Raw genomic sequence first — 15,935 nt, 5'->3', positions numbered from 1 at the left:
AGCCTTAAAAGCCCTTACCGGGACTTTTAAGGCTTCTCTTTTTATAAATTATTTTTATTCCACTACTACTTTCACCGCCTGGCTATTATGCGTTGGTGGTAATACTCCAGCAAATACACAGAACTTCAATTGATAAGTACCTGGTTTATCCGGCATCACTACTTCCATTCTGATAATACGACGGTCAATTGCTTTACTGAGAACCAGATCTGACTTCACTGGAGACAATTGCTCATCTTTATCCGTAAATCCATAACCCAACACTGGTTGTTGTGCAGTATCTACCGGTACTTGTTGTCCATAGCCGTTCTTCAACTGCAGGATAAAGTTCATGTGTGCACCAGTTTTTGTTTTAACATTCTTCAGCGCAGGTATTAACTGAATCAGGGAATAAGAGTAATAAGGATCTTGTATAAAGTAATCCCACATCCCTTTAGGTGTGCGAACACTGTCTGTTACCGGGAAATTGTTTCCATGCTCCACCGCAATCATCACCGGTTTACCCCATAGCTGCTTTTCTGTATTCCAGTAATTATATTGATTACGTCTTGAATAACGGCTGTTAACACTATAAGAAAGCCCGCCATTACTATAAAACATATACTTGGAGGGAAGCTGGTAGCTGTTGAGAAATACCACTGGTTTATTTACGGCTTTCTGCTGCAAGGCCGTAGCCCATTCCCTGTTATTATGAATTTCAGGACGGATCTCTACTCCCGGAGCAAAATCCCATACTAAGTATACTCTTGCAATAATGACAATCAGTAAAGTAATAGGAGCCATCCACTTCAGCAATGTGAGAGCTCTTCTCTTCCGGAAGATGGACTGATGTGCCAGTACCAGTACTGGTGTAAAGAGCATTACTGTCCAGTTGGCCTCTACCCTTCCCTTGTAAGTACTGAGCAGGAAAAAGACCAGCACACCAATAAGAGAAACTTTCAAACTCCGTTCAAAAGCACTCTGTATGGGGCATACAAAAGCATAATAGAGAATCAGCCATCCCGCCAGCGGACCGAAGAGCAATAGCTGCCCGGCAACATAATCCGTTGTATAACTAATATCATAAGATGCTGCATTCCGCTCTACCAGGTGATATTGCAGCGACGGAAATCCATGCGCATACTGCCAGTAAAGATGTGGGAAGAATAAGATAGTTGTGATGGCAACAGCTATATAAAACTTAAATACCCGTAACAGGTTCAGGTTAGAGATCACTGTAAAACCTACCAGTAAAATACCATGATATTTACTGTAGAACATCAGAGCCATACTAAGTGCCAGCAGGAAAGTATTCTTCCAGCTCTGCTGCTCCAGGAAAGAACGGTAGACTAAGAAATACAGGGCCGCAAAAAATATCAAAGGCACATCTGGCACAGCCAGCATCCCACCTACCTGCATAGCACCCATTGTACATAATAACAGGTAAAAGACCCTGTTATCCCGGCGTGCAATCAGTTTATCTGTAATAATCAGTGTGAACAGGTTCAGGATCACCATGCATACACGAACACCCAGTTCATTATGAAAAAGGGCATATCCTATCTTTATCAGCAATGCCACCATGGGCGGATGATCAAAGTATCCCCAGTCCAGATGTTGGGAGTATACCCAGTAATACGACTCATCATCCATCAGCTCGGTAAAATAAGCCTGGGCCAGTCCCAGAATTAACCAGGCCAGCAGGAAAAGACGTTTATATTGGTGTTTAGTGAAATAGCGTACTAGATCCATGAAATTACCGGTTGAAACTGCTAATATAACCCAATAAAAAATTATGCAACAGAATCGTATGCCCGGTATTGCTATATAATAGGTTATCAGCTGATTAAGATGTTGCCTGCCAATACAGGATTCATCTGTTTGTAAACATTTTTGTGGCTATAAAAAGAAGGACTTCCCTTCGCTATAGGATTCTCCTTTTTGTAAACGGCTATTAAAAGATGATCAATCTGTAAGGAATTACCGTCTATTCATTTATCAGTTGTTTTAGCTGCCACTGCTCATCCAGCACAATCATACTGGCGCGGTAACCGGGTTCAATATATCCCAGTTCCTTACCCAAACCGGCTACACGGGCAGGGTATGTGGCTCCCATACGGAGTGCTTCTTCGGGATCTATCCCTACTTTTGTAATGCAGTTCCTCACAGCCTGCAGCATAGTGAGGCGGGAACCTGCCAGTATTCCCTGTGCATTCACATAACGGTCTTCTTCCTCCACATAAATATAATCGCCTGTTTTTCCTTCTGCCACGGCATCGGTGATCAGGAATAAGCGGGAGCCCATTATTTTTTTACTTATCCGTACCGCATTAAAATCAACATGAATACCATCTACGACTATACTGGAATTTATTTCCGGATGATCATAAATGGCCCCTACAAAACCGGGAGCCCTGCTTTGCAACTGAGACATTGCATTGAACAGGTGTGTGCAGGTAGTGATCCCATTCTCAAATGCCTGGTAAGATTGTTCGTAAGTGCCGTTGCTATGTCCCGCAGAAATAAGGATGCCAGCATCCTGTAACATTTTCACTAATTCCGGATCGCAACATTCAGGTGCCAGTGTCATCATTTTGATAATACCTCTGCCATGTTCCAGTAACCAGTCGATATCTTCCTTTGTGGGTGATTTGATATACTGCGTTAAATGTGCCCCTTTCTTTTCAGGATTCATAAAAGGACCTTCAAGATGTAGTCCCAGCACGCCTTCTCCACCCTGTGCCCAGTATTGCTTTACCGCCTCTATAGATTGTAACATTACATCAAAAGACATGGTAGGAATAGTAGGCATAAAGAATGCCGCCCCCCCTGCTTTACAATAAGCATATATGGCTTCCAGTGTAGCTACATTGGGATGCAATGGAAACAGTCCGCCGTTACCTCCATAAATCTGCAGATCTATTAAAGCGGGCGCCAGGGTAGCCCCCTTCAAATCAGTAATCACGGCATGAGCAGGCACTTCCGCAACAGGTACTACGGATGTTATCAGGCCGTTCTCTGTTAGTACAGCATGTGCATGCAATATGGTTTTTCCGGTAAAGATTGTGGCATTTGTCCAGGCCTTGAGCATTGACAATGTTTTTGTGATGAGTAACAAATGATAAAGTCCTGGCCTTTATCCGCTCAGGACTAGTCTTTACAGTTCATATAATTCCAGCGGTAATCCATCCGGATCCGTAAAAAAGGTGAATCTCTTACCTGTATGAGGATCAATACGTATGGGTTCAGTAATTACTGAGTGGGTATGCAGTTTTGCCACGGCCTGTTCAATATCTGTGACCGAAAAGGCAAGATGCCGCAATCCCCGGGCTTCAGGACCACTGGATCGTGGTGGCGGATCTGGAAACGAGAAGAGTTCAATGATATATTGCCCGTTAAGCGACAGGTCCAGTTTATAAGACTGCCGCTCTAAGCGGTAAACCTCTCTGACAATTTCCAGCCCCAGTACCCTTGTATAAAATAACTTGCTACGCTCGTAATCTGAGCAGATGATAGCAATATGATGAATTTGCTTCAGCATCAAAATACCTGGAATTTATCAGCGTCCTTCAGGAAAGGAATATTCTTCCTGATCTCATCCAGTTTTGCGCGGTCTAATGTAGTAGTAAAAATATCTTCGTCATGTCCTTTGCGGTAAAGGATTTCACCCATCGGATCTATCAGGCTGCTATCTCCGCTATGGTAAATCTCATTACCATCATTCCCTACCCTGTTCACACCGATCGTGTAACACTGATTTTCAATAGCACGGGCCTGTATCAGTGTTTTCCAGGCAGTACTACGCCTTTCCGGCCAGTTGGCCACATTAATCAGGAGATCATAAGCAGGGGCACCTGTTTCGGGAACAATCACATTACGTGACCATACCGGGAAACGCAGGTCGTAACAAATGGTAAGGCATATTTTCCAACCCTTCACCTGAGCTATCAAACGGCGATCACCTGCATGGTAATGGTCATGTTCACCTGCATAAGCAAAAAGATGTCGTTTATCATAGGTTCCTGCAACTCCGTTTGGCTGCATCCAGATCAAACGGTTTAGATATTCTCCGTTTTCTTCAATGATCAGGCTGCCTGTGATGATAATATTCTTCTGGGCGGCCTTCTTCTTCATCCACTGTACAGCACTACCGTCCATTGTTTCTGCCAGTTTTTCAGGTTGCATACTGAATCCTGTGCTAAACATTTCCGGGAGTACCACTATTTCAGTACGTTCAGAAATAGCATCTATCTTCTCGTCGAACATACGCAGATTTGCCGCGATGTCTTCCCAGTGCAAGTTGGCCTGGATGAGTGTAACCTTAAGATCTGACATAAATATCTATCGATTAATAAAAAAGAAAGCCCATAAATTTACGACGACTTGGGTTAGAAACTTTTAAAATTATGATGCGTCTTTTGCGATTTGTTCAACTATTGGCTGTGCAAACTCATGTTCATACCCTTTTTGCAACAGGTACTGCACTACTTTATATTTCCTCTTAAAGGGTTCTTCCCCTCTCAGAGTCTCGTATTTTTTCTCTGCCAGTGTGGTCAATGTCTGATCATATGCGTCTTCATCAATTTCTTCCATCCCTTTCTTAATACAGTAGGAAGATACCTGCCGCTGCTTTAATTCTGCCAGGATCTTTTTACGTCCCCATTGTTTGGAACGGAACTTACCACCTGCAAAAGCTCTCGCAAAACGTTCTTCATTCAGGAAATTCTCAGATACCAGTTCCGCAATAGCCTCATCTACTTCTTCACCACGCAATCCCAGTTCCAGGCATTTATATTTCACTTCACTATGGCAGCGTTCCTGGTAGGCACAGTAATGTTGTAATTTTTGTATGGCAGAAGAATTACTCATAAAAATCCCTTCATTATTATTGGACTGGAGCTGGCTAAAAGTTAAATGAAGAACTCAAAAGGTGTGATAAAGTACGATTGCAAATGATCAATAAATACACCTTGTTTGCCATGATACTTAGGTAAAGCTTAATAAAGATCTAATCTAAAATCTTATCCCAAAGCTCAATTAAGAATCTAAACAGGCAGACACAGTGTATTTATGATCATTCGCAATCTATAAGGACCCTATTTTTTAACAATCATTAATCGTGCATAATTCAGCATGATCTTTTTCTCCCCGCCACCTTTAGGAAACACAACGGTAGCAATACGGTTATTGGGAGCTCCTTCCATTTGCATGATAGTACCAAAGCCGAATTTCTGGTGTTCTACCTGCATACCGGCTTCCATGAGGGCAGGATCATCTGGTGTAAAACCTGCCGAAGGTACATGGGTACTGGCGGGGCCTGCTCCTGCTGCCGGCTTCGGTGTTGGGCGGGCAGTTCCTGCCAAGGGTTGTGGGGTAGGCGTTTTTTTCTGCATGCGGTCAAACATGTTACCGGTTCCACCGCCACTATTGCCATTACCCCAGGCACCACCGCCGGGAGAGTTACGTACAGAACCACCACCGGCATAACTGCGGTCAACAAATTTCTCCGGCATTTCTTCCAGGAAACGGCTGGATTCATTATTTACCAACTGTCCGAAGCGGTAACGACTGTTGGCATATGTTAACCATAAGCGTGCTTTGGCACGGGTGATGGCTACATAAAACAAGCGGCGTTCCTCTTCCAGTTCTTCCCTGGTATTGATAGACATTCCGCTGGGGAACAGGCTTTCTTCCAGCCCGACGGTGAATACCACCGGGAACTCCAGTCCTTTTGCAGCGTGAATGGTCATCAAACATACCACATCGCTGTCTTCATTATTTCCCTTATCAGCATCTGTGAGCAGGGTAATCTGTTGCAGGTAGGTGCCCAGTGTTTTCTCCACCAGCTCGCCATCTTCAGTAGGTGTTTCCGTAAATTCCTTTATAGAGTTGAGCAGTTCCTGGATATTTTCATACCGGGCCAGCCCTTCTGTTGTTTTATCATTGAATAATTCCTTTACCAGGTTGGTAGATTTACCTACCTGTACAGCAATATCGTAAGCATTATGCTTACCCAGCATTGCATGGAAACTGCGGATCATCATCACAAAACTCTCTATCGCTTCCAGGGTACCAGCTTTAAAGCCGAACTCCTGTGCTCTTTCCAATACCTGCCAGAATGTGATGTTGTGATCATTGCTCAGTACAGTTACTTTCTCTACTGTAGTTTTACCAATACCACGTACGGGATAATTGATAATACGTTTCAGACTTTCTTCATCCTGTGTATTCATTGTGATACGCAGATAAGCTACAAAGTCTTTGATTTCTTTACGTTGGTAGAAAGATGTACCACCAAAAATGCGGTAAGGAATAGCTTTTCTGCGCAGGCTTTCTTCAAATGAGCGGCTCTGTGCATTTGTACGGTAAAGGATTGCGAAGTCACGGTTAGCATAGTGATTACGCAGGCGTTGTTCCGCAATGGTTTCTGCCACAAATTTCCCTTCCTCGTTATCCGTCATGGTGCGCACGAGTTTGATCTTTTCGCCTTCGCTGTTATCTGTCCACAGATTTTTCTCAATCTGGCCTTTGTTATTGCCGATCACTTCATTGGCAACATTCAGGATAGACTTTGTACTTCTGTAGTTTTGTTCCAGCTTTACCACCTTAGCATCATCATAGTCTTTTTCAAACTGCAGAATGTTTTCGATGGTAGCCCCGCGGAAGGAATAGATACTCTGTGCATCATCGCCCACCACGCAGATATTTTCATGGGCAGCACCAAGTAATTTGATGATCTCGTACTGTGCAGGATTGGTATCCTGGTACTCATCGATCATAATGTATTTGAACTTATGCTGGTATTTATGCAGTACTTCCGGAAAAGTTTTCAGCAGTACGTACATTTTGAACAACAGGTCGTCAAAATCCATCGCACCGTTTTTAAAACAGCGTTTGGCATACATGTCGTACAGCTTACCTACCATAGGTCTGTTGGCACGCATATCTTCCTGTTGTACACCATAGTCCACCTGATATTCTTCCGGCCCCATGAGGCTGTTTTTGGCAGCAGAAATGCGGTTATATACCAGGTTGGGTTTATAATGTTTATCGTCGAGATTCTGTTCATTGATGATTGTTCTCAAAACGCTCTTGGCATCATCCGAATCATAAATGGTAAAATCGTTCGGGTAACCGAGGCGATGAGCTTCTGCTCTGAGCAGGCGGGCAAAGACAGAGTGAAAGGTACCTATGTAGAGGTTACGGGCTTCGGAGCCACCGAGAATCTTCTCCACACGTTCTTTCATTTCACGGGCAGCCTTATTGGTAAAAGTAAGAGACAGAATATTAAAAGCATCCACTCCATTACGTAACAAGTGTGCAATTCTTGTAGTCAGCACTTTGGTTTTACCGGAACCGGCACCAGCTACGATCATCAGCGGTCCGTTAATATGCTCTACCGCCTGGCGTTGCCGCTCATTCAATTCATCTAAATAATTTGCCTTCATTATTATAATTAAATTCCTTACCTCCATCAGGAACTGATGGATAAAACTAAATTGGGAAGGCGTAAAAATACAAAAGATCGGTCAATATCTGGCAATCCGGGATTTCAACATCTTACGTGCAAAGTGGATACGACTCTTAACCGTACCCAGTGGCTCGTTCAACATGGCAGCTATTTCGAAGTATTTATATCCTTCAAAATAAAGCATAAAAGGCTGCTTGAAAATAACAGGCAGATTATATACTGCCATATGTACATCCTTGATGCGCAGATTTGTTTCCGCACCATTGCCAATAACTGGTTGCTGTTGGTGTAACAGGAATTCCCCCGCAGAATTATCCAGCAGGCGGAACTGTCGGTTACCACGCCGGTAATTGTTGATAAAGATATTACGCATGATGGTATATAACCATGCCCGGATATTAGTTCCAGCCAGGTATTTATCCCGGTTGGCCAATGCACGGAAAAGTGTTTCCTGGTATAAATCCTTTGCTGATTCGGAGTCCTTTGTAAGCGTAACTGCATACGGCCTCAGGAAATCAACGTTTCCCAGTAATAGTGTATTGAATTCTGTGGATGACATAACGAACAAAGTTTAAGCATCTGAAAAAAGTCTATTACTTCAGCTGATAAACCAATCTTTAAGGGAAACAATCAATTGACAGAATAAATGACGTGACAATCATATTTCAGGGTGTTATGAACATTCAAAAAGGGTATGCAAATAGAATTCATCACATATTCAGCAGCCACTATCAGTACGGGCTAAAAACTCTCGTATACGAATACACATGCAATAAATGTCACGTTACTTTATTCACTTTACTTTGAAATAACAGGCGAAGATTTCTTAAAGCATTATTTGACTTTTGAACTTGCCTACATACAGTTGTAGAAAGTATTTCCATTGTGGTTGAATTTTTTGGTTACTCAATGAAATGACCGGGGTAATAACTAAAACCTTTGTAATTCGCTTAAGTATCTGATCAATAATTCAACGATGATTTTTGATAGATTGTTATATGGTGTTTTTTTTGCTACAAAACATCAGGTACTTAAACACTCAATTCACAGACAAAGAAACATATCCAACTTAATGACTCTTAACACAATTTAGCAAAACAGATTGTATCCACCAAAAAAAGCTAGGGGTGAGACTTAAACTAAAAAGCTGATTGTCAGAGATATTCCAACAATCAGCTTTTCATTATATTAAGTTACTTTTTTATAAACAGGCTATCTTTCTGACTCTGCTTTCATGACGTCCTCCTTCAAAAGGAGTATCTATGAATACATCCACCATCTGTTTGGTAACGTTGTCATCTACAAAACGGGCGGGTACACACAATACATTTGCATTGTTATGTGAGCGCGCCAGTCTGGCCAGTTCTTCACCCCAGCAGATAGCTGCACGTATTCCCTGGTGTTTATTTGCTGTAATAGCTACCCCGTTTCCACTTCCGCATACCAGGATCCCAAAAGCAGCCTGTTCTCTTTCTACCAGTGTTGCCACAGGATGAGCAAAATCAGGATAGTCGGCAGAGTCTTTTGAATGTGCCCCTACATCTTTTACTTTCAGTCCTTTCCCTTCCAGGTAGGATATGATCTCTTCTTTATATTCGAACCCTGCATGATCGGAACCAATGGCCACCGGCAGCGTAAGATTAAATGATACTTGTGACATAACATTAATTTAAAAACGTGAAATTATCAGGACCACTCTTCTACTTCCGGCTCATTCTCTTTATCCTCCATACCTTTCAGTGCCCTCTTGGATACATAAATGCTGATTTCATACAGCAAATATAACGGAGTAAATACAATCAATTGATCTACAACATCAGGAGGAGTGATAACAGCAGCTAAAACCAGTATTACCACAATGGCATGACGACGGTAAGTGCGCAGGAACGCGGGTGTGATAAATCCAATCTTTGTGAGAAAAAATATCAGGATAGGCAATTCGAACAATATACCCATACCCAGCACTATCTGCGACATTAACCCGAAATAATCATCAATGAAGAACTGGTTAACGGCTTTATCCGTAATAGTATATCCTGCCAGGAAGTTGATGGTAAAAGGAGCCATCAGGAAATAGCTGAATGCAATACCCAGAAAGAACTGGAAAGAAACCCAGAAGATTACGCCACGTGCACCTCTTAATTCTCTTTCTTTCAATGCAGGCTTGATAAAGCTCCAGAATTCCCAGAAAATGTATGGGAATGCTACCACTATTCCGATAATGAAGGCCAGCTTAAACTGTAACATCACCTGCCCTACCAGCAAATGGTTCTGAAAAATGATGGGAACCGGTGTAATACAGAGTTTATCACCCATACCCACCAGGTGACTGATTTTACACAATAAAATATAAGAAGGGAATGTGGCATTGGTAGGCCCGAATATTACGTTATCCAGTATTTCCTTTGTATATATAAATCCAAAAATACTAACCACTATAATAGCGACAAACGAGCGAACAATATGCCAGCGCAGGTCTTCCAGGTGGTCAAAGAAAGACATCTCCGCTTTCTCTCCGTTATTTGCAAAAAGTTTCTTGAACATATCTGTTAGTCGGGCTGAGTTTAATTCATTATAAGGAGCACAAATATAGCGGAAGCATACAATAAATTACAGTGTATAACCGGATTAGTGCAAAGTTTAATGGAATTTAAAGGTTAGATGTGCTAGGAGGAAGTGGGAAGATTTGGGGGTATTAAACGATTTAGCTGCGAGAGAGGTAAAAAAAAGAGCCAGCCCGAGAAGAATCAAGAGCCGGCCTTTCATCCATTGTTTGTTAACCCCAAAAAAGTTGAATTCGAGAATGTCTTTGTTTCCAGATTCACTAGCTATCCGATTGATGGCAAGCTTTCAAAATAGTTCGTGTTTCTGGTTACTTTTAATTTTCTACCACAAAAATAGAAAGAATTATGTTATTATCAATGTTGTAACAATTTTTTTTACATCCTTTTAACAAAAATCAAACCATTGTGTTACAATAACTATAGCAAATGTATAAAATTCGTGTTAATTCCCTACTACTTTTTTTTAAATCGTTTTAGCAGTCGGATGCTTTTCAACACTGCAAATATATTAAAAAAAACTTAACAATATCAACAATTGATTTCTTTTCTTTTACAAGAATTAGTAAGTTCTCCTAAACAATTGAGATTTAAGCAAATAAAAATGCTGACTTCTCATGATTAAAACGTTAAATTCTCTGATTTTCCCTAACTAAGCACTTTCAGCTTCACCATTTCGATTCTCGTTTCTGTTACATTCAGCACATCAAACTCGTAATCATCGATAATAATACGCTCTTTTAACCGGGGAATCGTTTCATGATGATTAATAATATACCCGGATAATGTTTCACTTTCATCTTCAGGGAAATCAAATCCATACTTCTCATTCAAATAATCCAGCTCCAACCTTCCAGAAAAGATATATTCCTTCTCTGCTATCTGCTTCTCTACAAACTCTTCTACATCATGTTCATCTTTAATCTCCCCAAAAATCTCCTCCAACACATCTTCTATAGTTACAATACCCGCTGTTCCTCCAAATTCATCCACTACCCAGGCAATACTCTTTCTTTCCTTGTTAAACTTACTGAGCAGGTCTATTGCACTCATTGTTTCTGGCACTACCAGGATTGGATGTAAAATAACCTGTATATCTGCCGGACTCTTAAACATATCCAGCTGATGAATATATCCAAGAATATTATCTATTGTATTTTCATATATGATGATCTTGGACAATTTTGTTTCCATGAACTTAGTCTGTGCCATTGAAATAGGGCTCTGGATTTCCAGTGCTTCTATTTCCCTTCTCGGAATCAGACATCCCCTGATCTTTACATGAGCAAGCGATAAAGCGTTCTCAAAAAGCTCCGTATTTAACTCCTGGTTTTCGGTTACATGTTGTTGCGACTGCCGTATAAAATGTTCCACATCCACTCTTGGGAAAGTGGTGGCACTTTCTATGATCCTTACATTAAACAGATATTTCAGGATCCATTCAGATACTGATACCAGTAAACTCCCTACTACAAACAACGGCTTGGAAATAACGGAAACCGGCAAAGCAAAAAAGCTTAGCAACGCTTCCGGCCGTGAGCGGAAAATAGCACGGGGAATGAAAAATCCGAAAGAAAGGATGATCACTGTTGCCAGTAATACCTCCATAAACAACAATACAGGCTGATAATAGATGTTTTCCTGCGGAGACAGTACTCTATCCCACATGGGCTGAAAAAAGCCTACAAACAGAATCCCATATATTACTATTACGATTGTAAGTCCTAACAGACTGGTAGCCAGAAAGCGGGAGGGGTTATCATTGAAACTGGCCAGAATTTTACCTGTAGCACGGCCCTGTTTCTTTTTTAGTTCAATGCTTAACTTATTGACATTAGCAAATGCCGTTTCAAGACCGGCAAAAAAACCTGCCAGCAATACAAGTATAGCAAGGATAACGAGTGTATAAGTATCCATAAATAAATGACAAAAGTAAAGGAATTTCAAATCCACACAATAAGTTCCGCCAACCTTATGCAAAGATTGGTCCGAACCACTATATGTTACTTCAGAAACGCCTGCACAAGCGCTTTTACCTCCACGTATGCCCTTTCAAGTTCGTCGTTTACTACGATTTCGTCAAATTCATGGGAAAAAGACAGTTCGTAACGGGCTTTCCCCAAACGTTCTTCAAGAGAGGCCTGTGTTTCTGTTCCACGTTCGCTGAGGCGTACACGTAATGTATCTAAAGTGGGGGGGGCTATGAAAATGGCCAATGCGGCATCGTGATATTTCTCCTTGATGGACAATGCGCCTTTTACGTCAATATCAACCATTGGTACCTGGTTATTATCCCAGATACGTTGTAATTCAGTTTTCAGGGTTCCGTAATACTTATGGGCGTATACCATTTCGTATTCGGCAAAAGCGTTATTATCTATTTTCTGGTGAAAATCTTCTTGTGTAAGAAAGTAATAATCCTGCCCGTCTACCTCCGTATCTCTTGCAATCCGTGTAGTGGCAGAAATAGAAAAAGCGAGTTGCGGCATCTCTGCCAGCAACTTTTTAACAATAGTAGTTTTACCTGCTCCGGATGGTGCTGTAATAATAATAATCTTGTTCATACTGTAAATAGTTGCAGGCTACAAACCGGAAGAATCACTTAAACATTACTTCTGCAGTCCGTAGCCTGCGGCTATTAAACTATATTCTTTTAATATCGGCTCCCAGTTTCCTCAACCGTTCGTCGATATACTGATAACCGCGGTCTATCTGTTCAATATTCTGGATAGTGCTCTTCCCTTCTGCACTCAGCGCTGCTATCAGCAATGATACACCTGCACGTATATCCGGAGAAGACATGGTAATACCACGTAAAGAATGCTGACGCCCCATACCTATCACAACTGCACGGTGCGGATCGCACAAAACGATCTGTGCGCCCATATCAATCAGCTTGTCCACAAAGAATAAGCGGCTTTCAAACATTTTCTGATGGATCATCACACTGCCTCTTGCCTGCGTGGCCACTACCAGTACAATACTGAGCAGATCGGGTGTAAAGCCCGGCCACGGATGATCCGAAATAGTTAAGATAGAACCATCCAGGAAGGTCTGAATTTCGTAGAAATCCTGAGAAGGAATATAAATATCATTCCCTTTGATTTCCAGCTGAATTCCCAGCTGACGGAATTTCTCAGGTATAATACCCAGATGCTCCACACCAGCATTCTTGATGGTGATTTCGCTCTGCGTCATTGCTGCCAGCCCGATGAAAGATCCTATTTCGATCATATCAGGCAACATAGTATGACTGCATCCTTTTAAAGAACTAACTCCTTCAATGGTCAACAGGTTAGAACCTACTCCATTGATCTTTGCCCCCATACTGTTGAGCATCTTACACAACTGTTGCAGGTAAGGCTCACAGGCGGCATTGTATATTGTAGTAATACCTTCCGCCATTACAGCTGCCATTACTATATTGGCAGTGCCGGTAACAGATGGTTCATCCAGCAGCATATATGCTCCTTTCAGTCCTTTTGTTTCCAGCCGGAAGTAGTTATCGTCAGTATCATATACAAACTGTACACCCAGTTTCTCAAAACCGATAATGTGGGTATCCAGCCTGCGACGGCCGATTTTATCACCACCGGGCTTTGGGATATATGCTTTTCCAAAGCGCGCCAGTAATGGTCCGGCTATCATTACAGATCCTCTTAAACGACCTGATTTCTTTTTAAAGTCAGCACTTTCAATATAAGGAAGATCAATCTCATCTGCCTGGAACTCACAGATATCCCGGCTGATCCTCTTTATCTTAACACCCATATCTCCCAGCAGTTCTATCAGCAGGTTTACATCCAGAATATCCGGAATATTACTGATAGTCACCTTTTCCGGGGTTAGTAAAACAGCACTAACAATCTGTAAAGCTTCGTTTTTGGCTCCCTGGGGCACAATTTCTCCCTTAAGGCGGTTGCCTCCTCTTACTTCAAAAGCACTACTCACTTGTTCCTGTTTTTATTGTATTTGTTGTTATTGTTACTGCTGTGCTTATTGCTGTTACTCTTGCCGCTATTGCTCTTGAATTTATTCTGCTGGAAGCTTTTGCGTTTGGGAGTGCTGCTGCTTGCTGCACCGGTAAGGCGCTGGTACTCACTGTTTGTATTGAAGTTAGGACCAGGTACTTCTACCGCGAGACTTTTAGCGTGAGGATTATAGACAGGGTGAAATTCCAGTTGTCCGTTTGTAATAGAACTCAGTTCTGTTTTGATAGCATCGTCATGTACACTTTCCTTGTGCCAGTTGCTATAAGCCAGCTTCATGTAATTACCTACGCACTGGGTAAACCCTTCTTTTTTCTCAGGATTCTGCTCACTGATCGCTTTGTCTATCACCATTTCCAGGTTCTTGCCAAAGTGACGGTTACGTGGATATTTCTTAGGATAAGGCAGCTTATCCGGCTTAGCTCTTAATGTTTCAGCTGTAGGAATAGGATAAGGGGAATCCACATCCAGTTTAAAGTCGGATACTAAAAAAAGGTGATCCCATAGTTTATGTCTGAAGTCCTCCACATTGCGCAGGTGAGGATTCAGCGTACCCATCAGTTCTATCAGTGACATTGCATGACCCTGACGAACATCTCTATCCTCTATAGTCAGCACATATTCGATCATCTTCTGGATATTTCTTCCATACTCCTTCATGATCAGATGGTTACGGGTGGTATTGTATTCCATATCGCAATTTAAAAAAATAGTATTAATGTAATTTTGAAAGGTAAGTCATGCTCGCGCATTCACAAAGCAAAACAGCTAAAGAAGAACATCTATTGTATCTAGGGTAAGTTAATCTTAATATGTGAAAGCAACCGTTCCATGCAAACTTATGAAAAATAGTTTAATTATATAAATAGTTAAGCATCCCCAAAAGGAGTTTTCACAAAACTTTATAGCCTTTCCCAGCCTTATTTACAATACTTTACCTAAAATCCTTTCCGGCCTTACTCAAAAGCCATTTTGCCCCAGTTACTCATTTCTTCTTCCGTCCAGATTTCAGGGAAGAACACAATCCGTTTATGCTTTGGAGGAAGGTATTGCTGCCAGTTGGTACCACCGGTAGCCGCAATATCTTCAGGTTTCCTGTTCAGGTATCTCACGGCAGACTTATAATGCATTAACGGCCATCTCACATTGATATTCAGATCATACTCTTTCAGTAAAGGAATCAGTTCTTCCTGCTCTGCTGCCGGCAGCTGTTTGTAGCGCAACTGCATATTGCAGGGTTTGTAACGGGTAGCAAGTAACAGGAATTCGTCCATATACTTCTGTTCAAACTGCCGGAGGGTAAGTGTTTTCTTTCCTGTTGCCAGTTCGGTAGCTCCGCTGCGCCAGTAGATGTTTTCAAGTATTGTACCTGTTTCGGAACCCTTCAGTGCTTCCCGCTGTGATTCATATACCAGATTCACCAATTGGGTAGAGCAGATCTCTATTTTACGGAATTGTCCGCTCTGAAACCCACTGGCCGGTAATAAAGCCATCCGGAATTGCAGGAACTGATCTTTATCCATCCCATCTACCATGATCTCAAAAGAATTGATCAGGTTGCGGAAATAATTATTGATTCGCCTGATCTGCGTTTTAAAGATGGTGGCAGTTAGTTCGGGAGCAGAACAGATCTGGTCAATAGCCTGTAAAGTGAGCTTAAAGTAGAGTTCTGTGATCTGGTGATAAATGATAAAGATGTTCTCATCGGGAATAGGCGTACGGGGATGTTGCAGATTTAATAATACATCCAGTTGGATATAATCCCAGTAGGTAAGGAAATCAGCGTAGATAAGTCCGTCCAGGTAGGATGACATATCCTGACCCATAGCGGCATACTTTTCTTCCAGCCGCTTAATTTTCTCGGCAATTTCAGTTGTAACCATGCAGTAAATTAATGAATTGTCTACTTCCGGCATTCCTGGTTTGAGAAAAAAC

General features: G+C 41.8%; 14 protein-coding genes. All 14 read right to left on the bottom strand.

From position 1 onward, the window contains the following. Positions 1 to 54 precede the first annotated feature (54 nt). Positions 55 to 1,731 (bottom strand): ArnT family glycosyltransferase, encoded by a 1,677-nt coding sequence (locus BM176_RS20350; protein ID WP_090106180.1) that lies wholly within the window; start codon positions 1,729 to 1,731, stop codon positions 55 to 57. A gap of 235 nt (positions 1,732 to 1,966) precedes the next feature. Next, positions 1,967 to 3,070, bottom strand: coding sequence for an N-acetylglucosamine-6-phosphate deacetylase (gene nagA, locus BM176_RS20345; protein WP_090106179.1), 1,104 nt, complete (start codon positions 3,068 to 3,070; stop codon positions 1,967 to 1,969). A 66-nt stretch (positions 3,071 to 3,136) separates the two neighbouring features. Further along, positions 3,137 to 3,520, bottom strand: coding sequence for an SMU1112c/YaeR family gloxylase I-like metalloprotein (locus BM176_RS20340; protein WP_090106178.1), 384 nt, complete (start codon positions 3,518 to 3,520; stop codon positions 3,137 to 3,139). After that, positions 3,520 to 4,314: an amidohydrolase gene (locus BM176_RS20335; protein ID WP_090106177.1), complete on the bottom strand. Its 795-nt coding sequence runs from the start codon at positions 4,312 to 4,314 to the stop codon at positions 3,520 to 3,522. The genes BM176_RS20340 and BM176_RS20335 overlap by 1 nt, the downstream gene beginning before the upstream one ends. A gap of 69 nt (positions 4,315 to 4,383) precedes the next feature. Continuing rightward, complete coding sequence (locus BM176_RS20330) at positions 4,384 to 4,848, bottom strand: regulatory protein RecX (RefSeq protein WP_090106176.1); 465 nt, start codon at positions 4,846 to 4,848, stop codon at positions 4,384 to 4,386. Between the two features lie 227 nt (positions 4,849 to 5,075). Next, positions 5,076 to 7,427, bottom strand: coding sequence for an ATP-dependent helicase (locus BM176_RS20325; protein ID WP_090106175.1), 2,352 nt, complete (start codon positions 7,425 to 7,427; stop codon positions 5,076 to 5,078). Between the two features lie 81 nt (positions 7,428 to 7,508). Next, positions 7,509 to 8,009, bottom strand: coding sequence for an RNA polymerase sigma factor (locus BM176_RS20320; RefSeq protein WP_090106174.1), 501 nt, complete (start codon positions 8,007 to 8,009; stop codon positions 7,509 to 7,511). Between the two features lie 642 nt (positions 8,010 to 8,651). Beyond that, positions 8,652 to 9,110 (bottom strand): ribose 5-phosphate isomerase B, encoded by a 459-nt coding sequence (gene rpiB / locus BM176_RS20315; RefSeq protein WP_090106173.1) that lies wholly within the window; start codon positions 9,108 to 9,110, stop codon positions 8,652 to 8,654. Between the two features lie 26 nt (positions 9,111 to 9,136). Then, positions 9,137 to 9,994, bottom strand: a complete 858-nt coding sequence (gene tatC / locus BM176_RS20310) for a twin-arginine translocase subunit TatC (RefSeq protein ID WP_090106172.1) — start codon at positions 9,992 to 9,994, stop codon at positions 9,137 to 9,139. Between the two features lie 665 nt (positions 9,995 to 10,659). Continuing rightward, positions 10,660 to 11,928 carry a hemolysin family protein gene (locus BM176_RS20305; protein ID WP_090106171.1) on the bottom strand — a complete coding sequence of 423 codons (1,269 nt, stop codon included), beginning with the start codon at positions 11,926 to 11,928 and terminating at the stop codon, positions 10,660 to 10,662. Positions 11,929 to 12,014: 86 nt separating this feature from the next. Continuing rightward, the gene (gmk, locus tag BM176_RS20300; protein WP_090106170.1) at positions 12,015 to 12,575 is read right to left on the bottom strand and encodes a guanylate kinase; all 561 of its coding nucleotides are present in this window, start codon (positions 12,573 to 12,575) and stop codon (positions 12,015 to 12,017) included. A gap of 79 nt (positions 12,576 to 12,654) precedes the next feature. Further along, positions 12,655 to 13,962 (bottom strand): UDP-N-acetylglucosamine 1-carboxyvinyltransferase, encoded by a 1,308-nt coding sequence (murA, locus tag BM176_RS20295; protein ID WP_090106169.1) that lies wholly within the window; start codon positions 13,960 to 13,962, stop codon positions 12,655 to 12,657. Then, positions 13,959 to 14,693, bottom strand: a complete 735-nt coding sequence (locus BM176_RS20290; RefSeq protein ID WP_090106168.1) for a DUF4290 domain-containing protein — start codon at positions 14,691 to 14,693, stop codon at positions 13,959 to 13,961. Before BM176_RS20290 ends, murA begins: the two co-directional genes overlap by 4 nt. Positions 14,694 to 14,956: 263 nt before the next feature. Continuing rightward, positions 14,957 to 15,883: a tryptophan 2,3-dioxygenase family protein gene (locus BM176_RS20285; RefSeq protein WP_090106512.1), complete on the bottom strand. Its 927-nt coding sequence runs from the start codon at positions 15,881 to 15,883 to the stop codon at positions 14,957 to 14,959. Between the last annotated feature and the right edge of the window lie 52 nt (positions 15,884 to 15,935).

This window comes from Chitinophaga sp. CF118, assembly GCF_900112615.1.
Lineage (GTDB): Bacteria > Bacteroidota > Bacteroidia > Chitinophagales > Chitinophagaceae > Chitinophaga.
Note: the sequence above shows the minus strand (reverse complement) of the source record. Positions and strands in the feature narration are given on the sequence as shown.